19 protein-coding genes and 1 tRNA gene are annotated in these 19,950 nt (G+C 49.3%); 10 read left to right on the forward strand and 10 right to left on the reverse strand.

The genetic code is table 11. The annotated features are described in order from the left end of the window. Window positions 1–3: 3 nt before the first annotated feature. Window positions 4–975, forward strand: coding sequence for a solanesyl diphosphate synthase (gene sds / locus SIB66_RS11770; RefSeq protein ID WP_011129771.1), 972 nt, complete (start codon window positions 4–6; stop codon window positions 973–975). 5 nt (window positions 976–980) lie between these two features. Here the strand turns inward: sds and SIB66_RS11775 are convergent, their stop codons facing one another. Further along, window positions 981–1,658, reverse strand: coding sequence for an HAD family hydrolase (locus SIB66_RS11775; RefSeq protein WP_063406206.1), 678 nt, complete (start codon window positions 1,656–1,658; stop codon window positions 981–983). A 966-nt stretch (window positions 1,659–2,624) separates the two neighbouring features. Here SIB66_RS11775 and acs point away from each other — a divergent pair. Then, on the forward strand, window positions 2,625–4,601 hold the full coding sequence (acs, locus tag SIB66_RS11780; RefSeq protein ID WP_063406155.1) for an acetate--CoA ligase: 1,977 nt from the start codon (window positions 2,625–2,627) through the stop codon (window positions 4,599–4,601). A 12-nt stretch (window positions 4,602–4,613) separates the two neighbouring features. Here acs and SIB66_RS11785 read toward each other — a convergent pair whose 3' ends face one another. Together SIB66_RS11785 and SIB66_RS11790 are read right to left on the reverse strand one after the other, a co-directional pair. Then, window positions 4,614–5,342: a DUF1350 family protein gene (locus SIB66_RS11785; protein WP_063406154.1), complete on the reverse strand. Its 729-nt coding sequence runs from the start codon at window positions 5,340–5,342 to the stop codon at window positions 4,614–4,616. Next, window positions 5,339–5,800 carry a peroxiredoxin gene (locus tag SIB66_RS11790; RefSeq protein ID WP_063406153.1) on the reverse strand — a complete coding sequence of 154 codons (462 nt, stop codon included), beginning with the start codon at window positions 5,798–5,800 and terminating at the stop codon, window positions 5,339–5,341. Before SIB66_RS11790 ends, SIB66_RS11785 begins: the two co-directional genes overlap by 4 nt. A 248-nt stretch (window positions 5,801–6,048) precedes the next feature. Between SIB66_RS11790 and SIB66_RS11795 the strand changes: the two genes are divergently transcribed. From SIB66_RS11795 to SIB66_RS11805, 3 genes are all read left to right on the forward strand, one after another. Then, entirely contained in the window at window positions 6,049–6,789 is a 741-nt protein-coding gene (locus SIB66_RS11795) for a 3'-5' exonuclease (RefSeq protein ID WP_063406205.1), read from the forward strand. A 362-nt stretch (window positions 6,790–7,151) separates the two neighbouring features. Next, window positions 7,152–7,811 carry an alpha/beta family hydrolase gene (locus SIB66_RS11800; RefSeq protein WP_063406152.1) on the forward strand — a complete coding sequence of 220 codons (660 nt, stop codon included), beginning with the start codon at window positions 7,152–7,154 and terminating at the stop codon, window positions 7,809–7,811. Window positions 7,812–7,939: 128 nt separating this feature from the next. Next, window positions 7,940–8,518, forward strand: a complete 579-nt coding sequence (locus SIB66_RS11805; RefSeq protein WP_063406204.1) for a peptide deformylase — start codon at window positions 7,940–7,942, stop codon at window positions 8,516–8,518. Between the two features lie 1,240 nt (window positions 8,519–9,758). Here the strand turns inward: SIB66_RS11805 and SIB66_RS11810 are convergent. The 3 genes from SIB66_RS11810 to SIB66_RS11820 all read right to left on the reverse strand — a co-directional run bounded on the left by SIB66_RS11810 (window position 9,759) and on the right by SIB66_RS11820 (window position 11,130). After that, the gene (locus tag SIB66_RS11810; RefSeq protein ID WP_063406150.1) at window positions 9,759–10,037 is read right to left on the reverse strand and encodes a hypothetical protein; all 279 of its coding nucleotides are present in this window, start codon (window positions 10,035–10,037) and stop codon (window positions 9,759–9,761) included. 462 nt (window positions 10,038–10,499) lie between these two features. Next, window positions 10,500–10,823: a hypothetical protein gene (locus SIB66_RS11815; RefSeq protein ID WP_063406149.1), complete on the reverse strand. Its 324-nt coding sequence runs from the start codon at window positions 10,821–10,823 to the stop codon at window positions 10,500–10,502. Then, on the reverse strand, window positions 10,807–11,130 hold the full coding sequence (locus SIB66_RS11820) for a lactate dehydrogenase (RefSeq protein WP_328585317.1): 324 nt from the start codon (window positions 11,128–11,130) through the stop codon (window positions 10,807–10,809). Before SIB66_RS11820 ends, SIB66_RS11815 begins: the two co-directional genes overlap by 17 nt. A 234-nt stretch (window positions 11,131–11,364) precedes the next feature. On the opposite strand from SIB66_RS11820, the gene SIB66_RS11825 reads away from it, so the two are divergent. Both SIB66_RS11825 and SIB66_RS11830 read left to right on the forward strand, forming a co-directional pair. Beyond that, on the forward strand, window positions 11,365–11,547 hold the full coding sequence (locus SIB66_RS11825) for a hypothetical protein (protein ID WP_236070199.1): 183 nt from the start codon (window positions 11,365–11,367) through the stop codon (window positions 11,545–11,547). Further along, a complete protein-coding gene (locus SIB66_RS11830) occupies window positions 11,544–11,777 on the forward strand; it encodes a hypothetical protein (protein ID WP_063406147.1) in 234 nt (77 codons plus the stop codon). Before SIB66_RS11825 ends, SIB66_RS11830 begins: the two co-directional genes overlap by 4 nt. Before the next feature lie 357 nt (window positions 11,778–12,134). On the opposite strand, the gene SIB66_RS11835 is transcribed toward SIB66_RS11830, so the two are convergent. From SIB66_RS11835 to ftsH, 4 genes are all read right to left on the reverse strand, one after another. Continuing rightward, window positions 12,135–12,207 (reverse strand) — tRNA-Ala (locus SIB66_RS11835). A gap of 61 nt (window positions 12,208–12,268) precedes the next feature. Further along, window positions 12,269–12,892, reverse strand: a complete 624-nt coding sequence (gene lexA, locus SIB66_RS11840; RefSeq protein ID WP_063395477.1) for a transcriptional repressor LexA — start codon at window positions 12,890–12,892, stop codon at window positions 12,269–12,271. Window positions 12,893–13,027: 135 nt separating this feature from the next. Further along, complete coding sequence (gene argF, locus SIB66_RS11845) at window positions 13,028–13,984, reverse strand: ornithine carbamoyltransferase (RefSeq protein ID WP_063406145.1); 957 nt, start codon at window positions 13,982–13,984, stop codon at window positions 13,028–13,030. Window positions 13,985–14,038: 54 nt separating this feature from the next. After that, complete coding sequence (gene ftsH / locus SIB66_RS11850) at window positions 14,039–15,916, reverse strand: ATP-dependent zinc metalloprotease FtsH (protein WP_063406144.1); 1,878 nt, start codon at window positions 15,914–15,916, stop codon at window positions 14,039–14,041. Window positions 15,917–17,015: 1,099 nt separating this feature from the next. Here ftsH and SIB66_RS11855 point away from each other — a divergent pair. The 3 genes from SIB66_RS11855 to SIB66_RS11865 all read left to right on the forward strand — a co-directional run bounded on the left by SIB66_RS11855 (window position 17,016) and on the right by SIB66_RS11865 (window position 19,183). Next, window positions 17,016–17,228: a hypothetical protein gene (locus SIB66_RS11855; RefSeq protein WP_236073708.1), complete on the forward strand. Its 213-nt coding sequence runs from the start codon at window positions 17,016–17,018 to the stop codon at window positions 17,226–17,228. 102 nt (window positions 17,229–17,330) lie between these two features. Then, window positions 17,331–17,987 carry an SOS response-associated peptidase gene (locus SIB66_RS11860; protein ID WP_063406143.1) on the forward strand — a complete coding sequence of 219 codons (657 nt, stop codon included), beginning with the start codon at window positions 17,331–17,333 and terminating at the stop codon, window positions 17,985–17,987. A 560-nt stretch (window positions 17,988–18,547) separates the two neighbouring features. Then, entirely contained in the window at window positions 18,548–19,183 is a 636-nt protein-coding gene (locus tag SIB66_RS11865; RefSeq protein WP_413681309.1) for an ion channel, read from the forward strand. Window positions 19,184–19,950: the final 767 nt, after the last annotated feature.

A 19,950-nucleotide genomic window follows, 5' to 3' on the forward strand; every position in this document is an offset into this window, starting at 1 on the left:
TCCATGGCCACCGTTACTGAGCTGCTGCAGCCGGTCGAGCTGGATCTTGAGACCCTGCTCACTGATCTGCGCAGCTTGATTGGTGCCGGTCATCCCATTCTTCAAGCAGCGGCAGAGCACTTATTCAGTGCCGGGGGCAAACGCCTTCGCCCGGGCATTGTGCTGTTGATCTCAAGAGCTTTATCTGCCGATGGTGATCTCTCGGCCCGTCATCGTCGGCTGGCGGAGATTACCGAGATGATCCACACGGCTTCTCTTGTTCACGACGACGTCGTCGATGAGGCAGCTACTCGCCGAGGCGTGGCCACTGTTCATAGCCGTTTCAATCATCGCGTTGCGGTTTTGGCAGGTGATTTTCTATTCGCACAGGCCAGTTGGCATCTGGCTAATCTGGATAACTTAGCTGTGGTCAAGCTTCTCAGTCGGGTCATCATGGACCTCGCCGATGGGGAGGTGAAGCAGGGCCTCTATCGCTATGACACAGGCCAATCATTTGCGACATATCTGGAGAAGAGCTATTGCAAGACGGCTTCTCTAATGGCCAACAGTGTGCAGGCTGCCGGCGTGCTCAGTGGTGAGAGTGTTGAGCATCAGAAATTACTGCATCACTTCGGTCGCCAGCTTGGACTCGCATTTCAGGTTGTCGATGACATCCTCGATTTCACAGGCAGTGAACAGCAATTAGGCAAACCTGCCGCGAGTGATTTGGCCAGTGGCTATCTAACGGCACCGGCTCTCTATGCGCTAGAAGAGCATTTAGCTCTAGCTCGTCTGATTGAGCGAGAGTTCAGCGAAGAGGACGATCTTGATCAAGCCCTTGAGCTGGTGCGCAATTCGCAGGCCATTTCACGCAGCCGTCAGTTGGCTGAAGATTTTGCCAGGGAATCTCGTGAAGCCATCGCTTGGCTACCAGATTCACCTTGCCAGCGTGCATTAATGGAACTACCTGATTTTGTTTTAAGCCGTCTCTACTGAGCTTTTCAGAGTGCATCCCAAGCCTGCTGGAGATGGTCAAGAACGGTTTTTAACTGGGCGATTTGACGAGGATTCTCATCTTTAAACTTGCCATCGCAATTGATGTGGACTTCGTTTTCGCTCAGCACCCAGACATGACACCCTGCGGCTAGAGCCGCCTTTGTGCCGGCCTGAGAGTCTTCCAATGCCCAACAGGCAGTCGGCTTGACCGCCAGCCGCCGCGCGGCAAGCAGATAAGGATCTGGAGCGGGTTTGCCTGCTGTAAGAGATAGATCATCGCCAAGAACTCGAGTCTGAATCTGTGCAAGCCAGCTGTGATGGATACTTTTAAATGCCACGGCATCTGCCGTACTACTGGAGACCATGGCCATTGGCAGCCTGTGGTCGTAGCACCAGCGAACCAATTCCTCCGCTCCAGGCATGGCTTTGGCCTGACTGAGCAGATGCTTTGCGATCGGCTGGCGCACGGCTAAGAGCTGTTCGATCCCTACCGGGCTGTTCAACCAGTTGTTGACCAGCTGAGCACAATCAAGCCGACGCCGACCTTTTAACATCAACAACTGACTTGTACTGAGACTGGTAGCAAAGACAGCAGCTGTTTGAGACCAGGCCTGAGCATGTAGAGGTTCAGTATCCAACAACACTCCATCGAGATCAAACAAGCAGGCCGCAGGGAAGGACATGAACCAATGCGCAGCCTCTCGGTTGACTTGATTAAAACTCAATATCCAGCTCAGTTATTTTCGATTGGATGCAAGTTGTCAATGGTTTAACAGGAGGTTGTGTGGCTCAACTCATCCTTTTAACACCTTTCCTGTAAAAGTGGCTCAACTAGCAAGAGAGACTGCTCATCAGTCATGAAAAGAAGCCGCTATCGCATTTTCATCTGAAAGCTGCGATTTTGCATTGAGATGTAGGATCTACTTGACTTGCGGCTTATTGGTCCATCAGATGATCTTATCGTCAATCCAAAGACAACTCTGCCATGAAGCAAAAACTAACACTTGTCAGACTGGCCAAGCATGATGTAATGACTTAAGCAAGACAATCCCCTTATTCAAAGAAAGTTGCCATTCAAGTCATTAAACAAATCTCTAAGCTTCCACTAAACTGAAATAGTGAATATGGCCACCAAGGAATCATGCTGCTGAGATGCTTCAAGAGATTTTGGAAGCACAAGACAGCCGACCTGACAAAAAATTCGACACCTGTATATTTTATCAGCATCCAGCTCAGAGGATGAATACATTTTTCAAGTTTATCAATCGCACAAATCAACTCAGCATCACTTTTACAATCGACTTTACGACCCAGTCACAAGTGTCATAGTGAAGTGATTCCGAGTTAATAGATTGCCGGCAGAGTTAGTCCATCGTTGTGCTGCTACCAGCATTCTTTTCACCATTAGCAGGAATGTATTTTCTGACTATATTTGGCGGACTGCAAGCAGATAGGAAAAGACTTTAAAATTGATTATTTTGCTTTGTATTTTTATCTGATTTCAGATTTTTACTCTTTCAATTTGTACTCATTTGGATGCCCTTCAGAGACTGTCGCTTCGGGGGTTCGTTTAAACAAGCGTGTCACAGCGCTGTAGTCCCTGCTCTTAATCGCTTGAATGCGGGAAATCACTGGTCATTGATTGCCTTATGTCCCCTGATCCATCCGGCACCATTAAGTCAGTCCTGCAGGAGCAGCGCGTCTTTCATCCCTCCGCAGAGTTGGCCTCACAGTCGATGGTTGGAAGCCTGGAAGCCTATCGTCGGATGGCAGAGCAAGCCAAAACTGATCCTGACAGTTTCTGGGGTGAAGCCGCTCGCACTGAGCTGGAATGGTTTGAACCCTTTGATAGCGTTCTCGATTGGTCGAATCCTCCCTTTGCGCGTTGGTTTGAAGGAGGCACGACAAATCTTTCCTTCAACTGTCTTGATCGCCATCTCAATGGACCGAAGGCAAACAAAACAGCCCTGATCTGGGAGGGAGAGCCAGGTGATGTACGGCGCTTCACCTATCGAGAACTTCATGCTGAAGTGTGCAGGACTGCCAATGCGCTGAAAGCTCTTGGCATTGGCAAAGGTGACCTAGTTGCCCTTTATATGCCAATGGTCCCAGAAGCGGCCATTGCCATGTTGGCTTGCGCCCGTATCGGAGCCCCACATTCTGTTGTCTTTGGTGGCTTTTCCGCTGAAGCCCTTAGAGATCGTTTGGTGGATGGTGAAGCCAAAGCAGTGATCACTGCTGATGGTGGTTTTCGTAAGGACAAGGCCGTTGCCTTGAAGCCGGCAGTGGATGCTGCATTAGCCGAGGGTGCCTGCCCCAGCGTGACGTCGGTGCTGGTGGTGCAACGCACGAAAGAAAGCGTGGTGATGGAAGCTGGTCGAGATCAGTGGTGGCACGAGCTTGTGTCAGCTCAATCTCAAGAGTGCGCGGCGGAACCCATGGCGAGTGAAGATCGCCTGTTTGTGCTCTACACCTCTGGCTCCACTGGAAAGCCAAAGGGCGTTGTGCACAGCACGGCAGGCTATAACCTCTGGGCTCACCTCACTTTCAAGTGGATCTTCGACATTCGCGACGAAGACGTCTACTGGTGCACAGCCGATGTGGGCTGGATCACAGGCCATAGCTACATTGTTTATGGGCCTCTTTCTAATGGGGCGACAACTGTGATGTATGAGGGGGCACCACGCCCATCCAAGCCTGGAGCCTTTTGGGAGCTAATTCAGAAGCACGGGATCACGATTTTTTACACCGCACCTACGGCAATTCGGGCATTCATGAAAAGTGGTCGGGCTGTACCCGATCAATACGACATGAGCAGTCTGCGCTTGCTAGGTACCGTCGGAGAACCCATCAATCCTGAGGCCTGGATGTGGTATCGCGAGGTCATCGGTGGTGATCGTTGCCCAATTGTCGACACTTGGTGGCAAACGGAGACAGGTGGGGTGATGATCAGCCCATTGCCTGGTGCGACGCCAACAAAACCAGGATCTGCGACCCTTCCCCTACCAGGCATTGAGGCTGAGGTGGTTGATGCACAAGGCGAGCCAGTAGCCGTTGACGAAGGTGGATATCTGATCGTGCGACGTCCTTGGCCAGGAATGATGCGCACCGTGCACGGAAATCCTCAACGCTTTAGAGAGAGCTATTGGGAATACTTACGCCCTAAGGATGGCAGTTTCATCTATTTCGCAGGCGATGGAGCTCGTCGAGATGGTGATGGTTATTTCTGGGTGATGGGCAGGGTGGATGATGTGATTAACGTTTCAGGCCATCGTCTTGGCACGATGGAAATCGAATCGGCATTGGTGAGTCACCCGGCAGTGTCTGAAGCGGCAGTGGTTGGAAGACCTGATGACCTTAAAGGTGAAGCGATCGTGGCCTTCGTCACCTTGGAGGGAAGCAGGGAAGTGAGTGATGCTTTGATTCAGGAGCTTCGTGTTCATGTGGGCAAGGAGATCGGCCCCATTGCTCGACCTGATGAGATCCGTTGCAGTGATGCCTTACCCAAGACCCGCAGCGGCAAAATTATGCGGCGTATCTTGCGGGCTTTGGCCGCTGGAGAGGAGGTCAAGGGTGATACCAGCACCCTGGAAGATCGCTCCGTGCTGGATCGGCTTAGAGCCTGATCACGACATCGTTCATGGGCTTGCCCAAGAAGAGATCGTTTCCACCAATTGATTGAGAGTCTCGGCCCGGGCGGAGTCATCCGCCCAGTCGCCGAGAAGGTTCTGCCGTAACCCTGCACTGGCTGGGGTGAGGTGATCACCTGGAAGATGCAAGCTTTGTGTTGCATCTTCCAATCGCTGCTGGAGACTATGCAAAAGGCTTGGGCTCTGATCGAGGCTGTCATTCCCAAAACTCACCAATAAGTTCTGAGGTTGGTGGTAACTCTCGCGGATCAATCGCAATGTTTCATTGGGGCTTGGGCTGAATTCCGTGTAAAAGCCAAGCTTTGGTGCAAGTTCGCGAAGCATGGGAATCGAACGATCAGCCGTGAAATTGTTGAAGCTCAATGCCACCAAAGCCCTGCTGTTACGACCTCCATCTGGGGCTAGAAGATGCAACTTACAGCCAAGGCTATGGCCCAAGCGAAGGGGTGTGGGGAGCGCTCCGACTCTGGCCTCAAGTTGTTGTCGACAACGACGCAAATGTTTCCAAGCTTCATTGGCCTGAGCCTGATGGTCGAAGCCTGGCACATAGCCCCAAGCATGAACCGCCAGATTGTGGTCAGCTAAACCTTCAAGCAATCGTCGGTAGCTGAGCTGGGGGCTCGCCGCCAAATAACTGCCCCCCACCATCTCGACCAGTGCGATTGGCTGAGCTGGCCATAGTCCCCAGACGTTGCCGAGGCGTCTCCATCTGGTCATCGTTTCTTTTTGATTTCCTCCACGACGCGACATGCCTCACGCATATGAGCAGGACCATCGAGGAGATTATTAAAAATATGGCGGATTGTTCCTTGGCCATCAATCACGTAAGTAACTCGGCTTGGCAGTATCCCAAGGGTGCGAGGAACTTCAAAGGCTCGCCGCAGTGTGTTGTCCTTGTCGCTCAGTAATGCATAGGGCAGGCCATGTCGTTCTGCAAATTGCCGATGACTGATGTCATCGTCTCCACTCACCCCCCAGACTTCAGAACCGAGTTTCTCAAAAACTGAGTAATTGTCTCGAAAGCTACAAGCTTCGGCTGTACATCCAGGAGTGTCGTCCTTGGGATAGAAAAACAACACGAGTACTTTGCCTTTGAGATCATTACTCCGCCGCTTGTTGCCATTTTGATCAACCAGATCAATGGCAGGAGCCTTATCACCAACTTGAAGGGCCATCCAGAAGCTTGCATCTATGAAGCACCCTAGAGAGCCCCTTGATGGGTGCGGGAGAATACAAGCAATCGATCGATTAACTCGGCGTGGGGGAAGCAAAGCAGCATCTCTTTGGAGCGGGTCAGTTGGATCTTCTCCCAGATCTCAATGCAGAAGAGTCAGTTGTCACTCCTTCAAAGGCTGCCTCTACTTCAAAGGCTGTCTCTACTTCAGAGGCTGTCTCTTTACCGCAACCTCATGCACCAGTAGCACTGCCTTCTTTGCATCGAGAAGCTTTGAGCTCACTGCCAGAGATGCTGCTGATCATCGATACGGAAACCACTGGATTGGATCCAAAGCGAGGTCAATGCCTAGAGGTTGGAGCCATCCTTTTCCATTCACCGCAGCGTGCTGTGCTTGCCCAGCATTCCTTTTTGCTACCTGTGGAAACCAATGCGGCTGAATCAATCAATCGCATCCCCGCTGAGGTCACTCGCTTAGATCAACCTTGGCGACAAGGGCTGGACTATTTCCAAGCCTTACTGGATGCCGCTGATCTGTTAGTTGCTCACAATGCTGGCTTCGATCGTCAGTGGTTCGGAAAGGATCAGCTTCCAGCTGTCTCCAAGCCCTGGCTGTGCACGATGGAAGACATCGCTTGGCCAGTTGATCGTCAGCTTCGTTCAAGGCCTTCTGTAAGAGATTTGGCTCTCGCTTATGGCGTGCCGGTATGGGCCGCTCATCGTGCTCTCACCGACTGCATTTATCTCGCCGAGGTGTTCGCCCGTTGCAAGGATCTCGAAACGCTCCTGCTTCATGGGCTAGAGCCAAGGCGTTTGATGCGTGCCCAGGTGTCTTATGCACAAAGACACCTGGCCAAAGATGCTGGCTTTCGTTGGAATGATCCAATTCAAGGTGCCTGGACCCGACGCTTAAGTGATCGAGAGGCCGCCAAGCTTGACTTCCAAGTGGTTGCTATTGATCAACAAGAAGAGCAGCCATTGAGTGCATAACGTTGCCTTCAATGGCGTCATCCGTTTGAGAAAAGGTTGAGCTGCCAAACATCCTTGATCCGAGAGCGTTGAATTCTGATTGATTCCCTTAGTCAAGAGCTGAACTCTCCTAACAGTCTTATCACTTGCTTGCTGCCGCTGTCGCATAAGCGATCAAGCTTGCGAATTCTGGTTGGAAGGCAATTAGAAAAACTGCACTTACTAAGTAACGACGCTTTATCGGGGATTAGATCAGCCCTAGGTCACAACCCCATTGAATAGCTACCTACGATTGTTTATTGAGCCATTCCGTTCCTTCCTGACAAAAACGATGACTCACCAAGCATGTCTACTTAGCTGCCAAAAATCAGGAGAATGCCTAGATGAATAACTCATCGATGGATCCCACTCCACGCTTGGTGAATGGTTCTAGCGCTGCACCTGCCACCCTGCTCTTAGCCCATGGGGCTGGTGCAGCAATGGATAGCCCTTTCATGACAGCGATAGCCAGTGGCTTAGCTGAAGTCGGTTGGCGGGTGGTGCGCTTTGAATTCGCATACATGGCTAAACAACGCATTAGTGGCAAACGCTCTCCCCCTGATCGAATGCCGAAATTGAAGCAAGTCTTCCTCGAGCAGGTCGAAAGCGAAGCTGCGCTTCGACCTGTAATCATTGGCGGTAAGTCAATGGGGGGTAGGGTCGCCAGTCTTCTGGCAGATGAACTCTCAGCCAATATGAACGTACTTGGCTGCATCTGCCTGGGTTACCCCTTTCATCCATTAGGGAAGCCTCAGCAGTTAAGAACTGAACATCTTGCCGTGCAAAAAACTCCGACCTTAATTTTGCAGGGCGAACACGATGGGATGGGTCGACAAGGCGAAGTTGAAAGCTACGATTTGTCGCCAATGGTCTCATTGCAATGGATGCCTGCCGGAGATCACAGCTTCAAACCCACCCGAAACTCTGGACTCACTGAAGCCGACAACTGGACCGCAGCAGTGACTCACTCAAGTAATTTTTGCAAGAGACTGGTAAGCAGCTGAACATCAACAAAAGCCAAAACAATGAACCTGATAACTCACTTATCCATTGACAGAATCTTGCTCATCCTTATGGCTGGTTTTGTTGTGTTGGCGAAAACTACAGAAAAGAGAAAAGGAGGTTAATGATCATGGCTGTGAAGGAAATCCTGCGTATGGGCAATCCTCAACTGAGGCAAGTGTCCAATGTCGTCGATGATGCCTCTGATGAGCTGATCATTTCACTCATCAAGGATTTACAAGACACGGTGAAGACCCATCAAGGAGCAGGACTCGCCGCACCCCAGATTGGTGTGCCTTTAAGAGTGGTGTTGTTTGGTGGAGGAGGCCCTAATCCCCGCTATCCCGAGGCCCCATCGATTCCACAAACAATTCTGATCAATCCTGTCTTAACACCAATCGGGTCTGATCTAGAGGATGGTTGGGAGGGGTGCTTGAGTGTGCCAGGCCTTCGCGGTAAGGTGTCGCGCTGGAGTCGGATTCACTACAGGGCGCTCAATGAAAATGGTTTTGAGATTGAGCATTGCCTTGAGGGCTTCCCAGCAAGAGTTATCCAACATGAATGTGACCACTTAGATGGGGTTTTGTTTCCCGATCGTCTGGTTGACTCTGCCTCATTTGGCTTCACAGGGGAGTTAGAAGCTGCTGGCATCATTGCGAAGCTTGCCAGGGCAGAGCAAAAAGCATCACAACAGAGCAGATCAGATTGAAAGATTAAATCTTATTCTTAAAGAGACAACGCACCATCATTAGCCAAGAGTTAAACAGTGACAATGGTCAACATGAGGCTATTAATATGGACAGTTCTTGTATTTATCATGATGCTAGAAGTTGCTCCCAACGATGGACAAATTCTTGTGGGAACCTTATCTGGATTATTGATCGGACTGTTAGTGCACACGCTTAAAAGCTTAGACAAAGCACAGTAAGATGAGAAATCAACAGCTGCTGACGACTTAGGAGTGACTAAATCCAGAGAACAGCTTGAACAATGGATGAGTGAGACCAACTCCCTCCTCCACAAAAGGCTGAGGAATAGAGCAATAAAGCGGCGCACTCTACGCGCCTTGACATTAACTAGTTTTATCCTGATCGTTGCGACAGAAATCGCACCTAATACCGACGGCCAAGTTGTCTTTGGTGCATTTCTTGGCATCGCCCTATATCACTTCTCCATTGAATTAGAAAATCTGAAGGACACTGAGTAAAACCAGCACTGATGGTTTTACTTATTAGCAACTGCTCTAGATGCCAGGATATAGAATTCCACTAAACATAGACAGGTTCATGACAACGACTTATTGATCGAGAAAGGACTTTCCGATCACGTTGATAGCCTAAAACTGATTATATAAGCTAATACTAGATCAATGCAGACGAATCAATATGGAAAGGCCTTGATCCTCAGCTGTTACTTGATGGCCGCGTGAATTAAGTGTGCCGTTGCCTCTTAGTCGGGAAGCATCAAGCCCATTAACTGAAAGCAATACAAAACTCGCAAGGGGAAAGCAGGGGGCCTAGTTATCGCGATCCATCTCCCGACAAAAGCTTCCAAACACCGCCCCATCGCATGTTGTTTCTTTTAATGCCTAGAGACCTGTCAGCACATGCCTAAAGGCCAACTACAGAATGCACCGCAGTAAGAACAAGGCACCTTCTGCTGACGTCGTTCCTAACCAATGCGATGCCGACTTTCCTTTGGTTTCGTTTCCTCAGTTGTTGTCGGCATGACTGTTGCCGTTCAAGCAGCAAAAATAATTGCCAAAGAGATCAACATCAAGACTTAAACAGGAAAGGTAGGCAAACAAGCAAAAGGCACCGCTGCAGGTCTGGGCATGATGACTATCAGCCTGAGTGACTATCTAACACCCGAGATCATGGGCTGACTTATTTATCAAAACAAAACATTGCATCGAGATTGGAACGAGATTTTACAGCACATGCCAACCACTACTTTCGATCGCCTTGGTGAAGATCATTCAATTTCGCAACAACTGATTGTTGTAATTTATCTTTTTTACTGGCCAGCCAGTCACTTACATTTGACTTTTCTTGTGGAGTAAGGTTCATTTTTTGCAAGTATTCCTTAGTGGCCTCCCAAACCAAAGCCCCAAATTCTTTTGAGTGCTTGAGTCGCTCAGCCACTTTTTCATGAATATCCTCGTCATTGAGCAGAGGGTGGGCTTCCGTGGTTTCAGCAGAAATGTCGATGATGGGCTGCTCTGACATGTCAGGCATAGAAAGAAAATGCGATGATAACAATGATTTTAAAAGAATTATATCTTATTAGCATTACTTGTTAACATGGATGAGTTGCCTAGCTTAATGATAATTTGCCTAGGCGAAATCACCCATCATGTGAACAGGCTAGTGTTGCCCAAAACATCCAATCAAGCCACTGGTTAAATACTTATCTCGTCAAGCCACTGCTCAGGGAAGCCTCTTAGACGGCCCTGAATTAATCACATTATGCAGCCCTCTAATAATAAGTAAAATTTATTATTAGAGGGCTTTTCTGCGGACATAAGCTATCGCACTAGCATCTAATCTCATCACATTCAACCTAGATCAGACCGCCTGATACTGAAGGATGAGCGATCTGTTAACTGGCCTCTGCTTGTCTATTCAATTCTCAATTAGATTTACTATTTGGGTGAGATAAGCCTGGCAGTGATGATTCAAAACAATAAACTACGTATCAATTATTAAACCTATCCTGGGCTCTATCTTTTTAACTAAATCTAAGAAAATAAACTGATTATCGCCATGCTTGATTCGATTGTTTTTATTAAAGCTTGCCACTATAGACAACCAGTCATATGAAATTTGATTGAACCCGAATCCCAAGGAAGGCGGTGTTGGTCTCTCAACCTCTCTAGAGACATCTCGCTCCATTGCTTCGAGAAGTTGGCTATCCGCCATCAGGGTCGCTCTTAAAGCTTGGCAAAACGCGGCAATGGATTGCCGGCAGTGTTCTTGCCGAGTTGCTCCATTCGCATCAGGTCTGATTGTCATCCAGCATGTCTTCATATCCCTCATAAGGGTCATATTCCGACCAGCCCGGGCTGGCATCATCGAGCAAACCGCTTTCACCATCAATCATCTGCATCCGGGTGTTTCCTTCAGGAACGGTGTTGCAGGTAACGCCTCCAGCGGCGGAAGGCTCACAGTCATCGAAGCGGACCTGGGCACCTGTAGAACCTGAGCAAAGCAGCAATGTCAGCAGACCAAAAGCAGCGCAACGGAACATTAGTGAGACATGTACTTCACCCATCGTGCTGCTCCCCCAGAGAAATGCATGAGCCTCGGCAGCTGCTTGCATGGGCTGGCTTGTGCAGAGAGTGAAGGTGATTAGCCATCCGATACCCGAAACCTTTTTAAAGAATAGACGCTAATTAATCTTCAGTAGATGAATACTTTTTATTTTGACTTCTGTTGGCCTTGAAAGCTGTGACCAACCTCACAACTAGCAATGATTGGGATCAATAGAGTAGGAGAGGAATTGGTAGAGGATGTGTACATCAGAGGGATAGGTCCCTCACAACCATTCAAACCAATGATCAACGAGCAATTTGACAAAGAGATGAACATCGATGATTTGAGAAATATTTCAGCTGGCGCTTGGTGGCTACTTGCTGCTTTACTGCTTATTCCACTGCAGGCAGGTGGTAAAGAAATCAACGAGGAAAATTCCGTGGAAGGATTAAAAGGTGATGGTAGTTTGATTGGAAGAAGGTGAATACTATTTCCGGAGGCGACGGAGGCGACACATTTATTCTTGAAGAAGTCTCAGAATATACAGAAATCCTTGATTTCGAAGCTGGTCAAGATATAATTAAAATCGATCAAGGCATTTCAGCACAATCTCAGCATGTAGACAACGACACTGTCTTTAACTCAAGCTTTGATTATTTAGGAATTGTTTATAATGCACATTTGCTAGATCTTGGCGGGGGCTTTTGGGGATGACAATCAAGCAAAAAAAGAAATGTTATTCTAGTTTTTGCTTAATTCGCTTCAATCAATCCTATTACACACACCAAGAGCAAGTTGCATCACTCAATTATTAAATGAATTCTGCTGTTTCGCTCCATCCACTCTGCTGGCTAATAGCAGGTCAATCTCGAAGCCAAGAGACTTTGTCGTTTTAATAATTCTGCGATTGTCTTTCGTCTGACCGCAGAAAGAGAGATACACATCTTGCCCCTTAATCAACAACAAGAATGCATCCTTAATGATGCACAAAAAGGATGAGAAGTTAGTCCTAAACAAAAATGTTGTATCTCTTTTGCACTATCTGGGCACACCATCTAGATGAAATCTAAATGGAGCCAAGGAGACTCGAACTCCTGACCCCCTGCATGCCATGCAGGTGCTCTACCAGCTGAGCTATGGCCCCATAAACGCCGGTAACAGTGGGCTCGTACCGCCGTCAAAACAGAGCTTACAACGGCAAGGCCTCAAACCTGACGCCAAACAGCCACGAGCTTGCCCTGAACCTGGACCTGATCGGCTGGTAGCTCAATCGGCTCGTAGGCAGTATTGGCAGCCTCCAGCCGCACCGAAGCGCCGTTGCGGTGAAAGTGCTTCAGCGTGGTGCCACTTCCGGGCACAAGTGCACTCACCACCGTTCCATCTCGCAGCCGCGAAGGCTCAGGCACTGGCTCCATCAGAACCACATCGCCATCTGCAATGTAGGCATCCACCATCGAATCACCATTCACGGTGAGCGCAAACAGGCCACGGGTCTCCAAAACTGGTGCAAGATCTAACCGCTCCTGAACATCATCAAACGTCTCCACCAAACCACCAGCGGCAACTGCCCCCAACACCGGAATACCGGACACCAACCCACCAAGCAGCTGCAAGGTACGCGCCTGCCCTTCCTGCCAAGTAATCCATCCCTTCTGCTGCAAATGTCGAAGCCGACTCTGCACCGGCGCTGGTGAGCGCAGACCCATGGCCTGCATCATCTGTCGAATCGAAGGGCTGTGGTGATGGCTGCCGATGTAATCGGCCAACCAGTCATAAAGCTCTTGCTGGGCAGAAGTAAGCAACTCAGGAGAAGAGGCAGCCAAGGGCAATGCATTGATTCGTCAATACATGTGTACCTATAGGCACTGAATCTGGCAAGGGTTTAAACACCAAAAAGTGCAGCCGCAAGAACATCCTGAGTTGACCAGAATGCTCAAAACCGAAAGCAGCAGTCCAGCCTGGAACTAGAGACCACCAAGCACGGCCGCAAGCAAAGCTTGCTGAACATGCAAACGATTTTCAGCCTGATCGAAGATTCGACTGGCCTCACCTTCCATCACGCCTGAACTGATCTCCTCCCCTCGATGAGCCGGTAGGCAGTGCAACACGATCGCGTTGGGATCTGCCTGAGCAAGCAAATCCTCATTGAGACAAAAACCACGAAAGGCCTCTTCCCGCTGCGACTGTTCCTGTTCCTGTCCCATCGAGGCCCAAACATCGGTGTACAACGCTTGCGCACCTCGCACTGCATCAGCTGGATCTGCCATCACTTCAATATGAGCATCAGCAACTGCCAAGTTGCGGGCCTGATCAATGACTTCAGGCAGAGGTTCAAACCCCTGCGGGCAGCCAATCCGAACGTTGACCCCCAAGAGAGCGCCGCAGAGCATCAAAGAATGAGAGACGTTATTACCATCGCCCACATAGGCCAAGGTCTGGCCGGTTAATGAGCCGAAAGCCTCTTGCATCGTTAGGAAATCAGCCATTGCCTGACAGGGATGCTCCAAATCAGTCAAGGCATTGAGCACCGGAATCGAAGCCCAATGGGCGTAATCCAGCAGTTCCTGCTGAGCAAAGGTCCGCACCGCCATCACATCACAGAAACGACTCAACACTCTCGCCGTGTCTTGAAGGGGTTCGCCTCGTCCCAATTGGGTCACCTGAGGATTGAGATCCACCGTTTGCCCGCCAAGGCGTGCCATCGCGACCTGAAAGCTCACTCGAGTGCGCGTCGATGCCTTGGTAAAAATCAATCCGAGAACTCGATTTCCCAAATCAATGCGGCGATCCCCGCTCTTGAGCTGACGGGAAAGCTCAAGCAAGGCAACCGTCTGCTCCGCAGTGAAATCAGCGCAGGAGAGAAAGTCTCGCCCCTTGAGGTCAGCAAGGACGGCTGCAACACCTTGGGGATTGTCAGCCATTAGGGGAGCTTCAAAGAGTCTTTATCGGAGACCAGCCCCCCTGCCGTCAAGCCTTCAGGCAATAACAACACCTCTAGGGAGAGTGCTGGAAGCGAGCATCTCGATCAGCTCATCGCCTTCGATCACTTCCTTTTCGAGGATCTTCTGGGCGATGGTCTCCAGCAAGGTGAGGTTATGCCGAAGAATCGCAAGGGCACTCTCATGACCTTGATCAACCAAACTCCTCACCTCCTTATCGATGGCCTGAGCAGTGGCATCACTCACAACTCGGCGTGGATTGTTGTTACCACCAAGGAAACGCCCCCCACCTTGCTTGTCATAAGCCAGAGGGCCCAAAATATCGCTCATCCCATAAGTCCCCACCATCTGCTCAGCAAGGTCAGTTGCGCGCTGTAGATCATTAGCCGCACCAGTGGTGATCTTGCCAAACACGATTTCTTCTGCTGAACGCCCTCCTAACAAAGTGGCAATCTGACCTTCAAGGTCTTGCTTGGAATTGAGGAAACGCTCCTCAGTAGGTAACTGCAAGGTGTAACCAAGAGCACTCATCCCCCTTGGCACGATTGAAATCTTGGCGACCTTGCTGCCTCCAGGCATCAGGTGTCCAACGATGGCGTGCCCCACCTCGTGATAGGCCACAACCTTCTTCTCGTCATCCTGGAGCACTCGGCTCTTCTTCTCAAGGCCTGCCACAACACGCTCGATGGCTTCGTTGAGATCCTGCAGCTCTACCTCTTTTCGTTTGCCACGAGCTGCCAACAAGGCCGCTTCGTTCACCACATTGGCTAGATCAGCTCCAGCAAAACCGCTGGTCGCCTGAGCGATGCGGTCTAAATCAACCCCTTCCGCCAATTTCACTTTCTTGACATAAATCTCGAGAATCGTCTTGCGGCCAGAGAGGTCTGGGCGATCCACAAGGACCTGTCGGTCAAAACGACCTGGCCGTAGCAGGGCTGCATCAAGAACCTCGGGCTGGTTGGTCGCGGCCAACACGATGACGGGCTTATCGGTGGACGAGAAGCCATCCATTTCCGTGAGCAGCTGGTTAAGGGTCTGCTCACGCTCATCGTTGCCTCCTACGACACCCATTGAGCCAGAACGACTTTTACCGATGGCATCAAGTTCATCGATGAAGATGATGCAAGGAGCCTTCTTCTTAGCCTGCTCAAACAGGTCCCTGACGCGGGCCGCACCAGCGCCGACAAACAGCTCGACAAACTCCGAACCAGAAATAATGAAAAAGGGAACCTCTGCCTCCCCAGCAACAGCCTTGGAGAGCAAGGTCTTACCGGTACCAGGCGGGCCCACAAGCAGGACACCCTTAGGAATGCGCGCACCTATGTCTGTATATCGCTCAGGTGTTTTGAGAAAATCAACGATCTCAGTTAGCTCATCTTTTGCCTCATCGACCCCTGCCACATCGGCAAAGGTGACTCGTGACTCTTCATCAGGCACATAAACCTTCGCCTTGCTCTTCGTGAAACTAAGAGCGCCCTGGGCACCACCGCCACCCATAGAACGCCTGGCAAAAAACTGCAGTACAAGGATGAAGATCAGCGGAGGCACAACCCAGCTGAGGATGGTGGAGAAAACATTGGGCTTCTTCGGCGGCGCTGCTGCAAATTCAACTCCTTTGCTTTCCAAGCGTTGGGGCAGATCCATATCGAAGATCGGCGTCGTGGCCAGCAACGAAGGTGCTCCCTCCTCAGGATTGGCCAGTTCGTATCGGATCTGATCCTGAGTGATAAATGCCCTCTTCACGGCGCCATCGTCAACCTGATCAATAAATAGTGAGTAGGGAACCCTCGGCACCTGTGCAGCAGGATTGGGTAAGAAGCTGCTGAAAAGCAACAAAACACCGAAACCGATCAACACCAAATTGACGATGCCAAAGCGTCGATTCGGTTTGTTGTCATCCTCACGGATCGCCATCGAAAAAAATTGATTTCCGGGCTTTCACGCTAAGACGATCAATCCGTAAGCGCTTGCCTTTACTGGTGTGAGAACCGAACGTCACCCCAAACGAAGCGCTGCTGGCTGCCTTGGAGACGTCAATGCATCGTTGTCAGTGGCCGCTAAGACAAAGCCTTTTCGTTAAGGGTTTTAAGGAGTTCACTGCCAAGCAAAGACACTTAGTTTTTTCCCCAAACCAAGCCATTAACTGCCATCTGATTACTAGTGAAACCGATGCTGCAAAGACAGTTTTAAGGCAACCAACGACAGCCCTAGGGCAAAAAGAGAATCTTGTCGTGCATTGGCACCACAAGTCTTGATGTCAGCCCTCTTCTGAAAAGCGCTGCCTGAACAATCAATTTAGTTTCTGTAGAAGCAAGACATTTTTTCTTGAGCCATGAGAGCAAACCAATGCCATGAAGGTATTTACTCTCAAGCAATTGCGCCTAAGCGATGTAACTTAGGTGCTTTATTATTATTAATCAAACATTCAACCCCTGAGAAAGTGGGCTAGGATTAATTAAACAAAAGGGAGGCATTCGCTTCACCATAAAAACCTAAGCCGCGCCTGGCTGTTACCGCAACCAATCGGCTGCATTCTCCTGCAGGCATTCACAAATTCATATCCTGCAACAGCAAGGCAACCCCCACAAGGGAGTTTCTCAAGTGCGTGTAAATAGCAAATAAATGCTGATGTCTCTATGCAGAAATATCTAAAGCAAAAGTCATCTTGACTTCTCAAAAAAAGCCAGTACCGATAAAGACTTTAGGCGTTGAAGCATCAACAGGTCGACCCTGAAGTCTATTGATCTAAGCAACGAAAAAACTCACCGCCATGAAGTACAATCCATTCTACGTAAGCGCAAAAGGCGGGACAATTCAGTGTTTCGAGGGCGACAGAGGACGCCTGTTTCGAGTTTGCTCAAGATCTCAATGCCTTTATTGCGAAGGGCTGCACTCAGCAAAATCACATCTTGACTATTTAGAGAGGTCTAAAGGACTTCCTGCAATGCTGCTGCCTCCATCTTCTCCTCTTCAGCCAGATGAGCTATGGCCATATCCACCACTTGCCCTGCTGATGGATACGGCAACAAACGTCTTAATGGAGAACGACTCTGCCAATCCTTCAGGTATCACTGAAAACACGAAGTCAAATCATGAGTTTTCATTAGAATCAGAGCAGACTTGGGATGCTGTTGAGACTTACTTTGAATGTATTTCAACCTGCTCACTTGATGACAGGGAATGTCTCACCAGCTGTGTTGAGCAGCTAAGAGAGGCTGACGAGTAAGCAAATTACATATCTCGACCATCCTTCAACGCAAACACACAAAGCAGATCAACAGAAAGGTCTTATCAGAGACAATCAAGCCCTGGGAGCGAGAGAGGAACGATGTGTGGCTGCTATAGCCTCACCACCCCAAGGGATACTCTGCGAAAGGTCCTGGCGCCTTGGCTGGCCAACAGCTCTTCGTCAACATGGCTAAGCCACTACGCCCCTCGCGCTGAAATCCACCCAGGCGAGCCTGTGCTAGCGCTAAGAGAGCATCAAAGACATACGGATGCAACCCATTTTCTTTGGGGCTTTTTGGCCAGCTGGGTGAAAGATCCCTGGCGAGGCCCAAGGCCAATCAACGCTCGTGCCGAAACCATTGCGGAGAAGCCATCTTTTCGCGCAGCTTGGCGTCATCACCGCTGCCTATTACCTAGCGATGGTTTTTATGAAAAAGGGCAACGGATTCATCGGTGCAATAGTGAACCGTTCTGGCTAGCGGGGCTGTGGGATCACTGGATCGGGCCCGATGGCAGCGAAGTAGAAACCTGTTGCGTCATCACCACGCGAGCTAATGCCTTAGTGCGTCCACTGCACAAGCGGATGCCTGTCATCGTGCCAAATGGCTTAGAAGAGGCCTGGATGGAAGACGGGGATGCCACCCACTTGCATGCACTTGAAAGCTTGCTTAACCCTTGGGATCCACATGATTGGTGTGTGAGCCGAGCCCCCAACATGGCTTCAAGGACCAATCCAAATCAATTACAGCTTTTCTGATCCAGGGCTGTGCTGATCTCTCTCAACACAAATCAGGTCTCTCAAGGAATGACCATTCACTAATACAACTTGACTGACTAAAAGAGAAGAGAATTAAGTCATTTACGAGGCGGAAATCTTCGCAAACAAAGAGTTACCGATGCCTTCAAAGAAGATCTATACATGCTCTAAGCAAAAGCTCTACCGAAACCAAAACGATATAAAGCCTCTAAGAACCTAAATAATACATCCAAGTTAGCACCCAAGCCTTGTACATTGTGAGCTGATACGGAGTCTCTCATGGCTATTGTGAAAAAGATCATGACTCAAACCGAATAATCATCGAAACCGTTTCTTCTCAGCAAGCAGGTGCTTGACAAACGCATCGCTACACTAAGCATTTTATGAGCTGATTGTTTCGGGTGACTACTACACCACGGCAACGAAAACATCAATATCGAGAAAGGCTTTATCGCCTCTTGCTCGCTTTTACACTGTTGCTATTGGCAAGCTTTGCGATACCGCAAGTTTATTGGCCTGCTCCAATTTGCTATTCAGTAATCGCAATTCTTATCACCAGGTTGCTGGCGAGAAAAGTCAAACACCATGCCTGGAGAGAACGGCTCTATCAATGGCTGGGATGGGCAGCATTTCTGAGCCTATGGTTCTGGCTGCTCACGCCAAGTCACTGGACCTACAGCGGTATTCCCCTGATATGGAGCTGGATTTTGTTCGTGGGCTGGAGCTTAATTCGACTAGTAAAACAGCTGAGTAGTGAGCGCCAAGTCAGCGAAATGGTTTTGATGGGAGCAGCCGCTGGATACTTACTCTTAGGAATCAGCGCCGGCCTGGTGATGAATGCCTTGTATACGGTTGAACCCAACAGCTTTGCGCTCCTGGGTTTACCCAACCAGGCCGTCACCAGCACCAATCACAGTGTGATGAATACGCCTCATCGATTTGCCGAGCTCAACTACTTTGCCTTCGTGTGCCTAACCACCGTTGGCTTCGGGGGGATCAAGCCGATTCTGCCCGCAGCAAGGATGGTGAGCGTGGCCACCAGCATTGTTGGCCCTCTTTATCTCACGCTGATGATGGGTGCTCTGATCAGCAGATTCTCCGGCAATACCAACAGCAGGTGGCTTAACAAAGAATCGAACCCAAAAGACACTCAGTCTTCACAGCAGGAGGTCACTACTGATCAAAAAGATCGATGAATCTTGCCTCTGCCTTATTAACATCAAGATCAAAGAATAAGCTTTATGCTATAGAGGCGAGCATGGAATTCCTAAGACGAAGACGAATGAGATCAATTAATGGCTATATCAATCCCAAGCCTTCTCAATCCCATGGGCAAGCATAGAGCAAGATAATATCTATTTAAAATCCTAAGATGCTAGAAACACAAGGCAGACTAGTCCGACAATGACTACACTGCTAACGCTGTTATCAAGTATTATTTAAACAGGCATAGACTTTTGAACAGGCAGTCTATCGCAATAGCTTAATGATTTAGTCGTTACACTTATGACCAGCCCTGCTTCATCTCGATTTCTAGTTGAAGATAAACATTGCTGGATTCAGTGCCAGCCTATCGAAGCAAGCGCTAGTGATTGAGAATAACGACTGGAATCGCGTGAGCAATTGCAAGCCATCTCTTTGATTAGGCACTCTGCCTCGCGCCAGTGATCATCTCACCATGCTACAAATCGCCTTAATATGTCAGCGCCTCTCCTTTAAGTTTTAAGCCTTGGAAGATTGCCTACACCAACCAATTTCTTCGAGGGTCTTAAATTATTAATGGAATATATCTTGCATCAAAACAATCATCAAATAGCTTGCACAAGCATAAATCTCACACCTCTCTCCTGTTCATCAGCCTTGTGGTGATTTCAGCTCGATTGACAGATGGCTTGACAAACATTGCGATTAAAATCAACACGACCTATAAGGTCTTCGCAGTCTTGTCAATTGCTAAATACAC

The organism is Prochlorococcus sp. MIT 1318, from assembly GCF_047304505.1.
Lineage (GTDB): Bacteria > Cyanobacteriota > Cyanobacteriia > PCC-6307 > Cyanobiaceae > Prochlorococcus > Prochlorococcus marinus_D.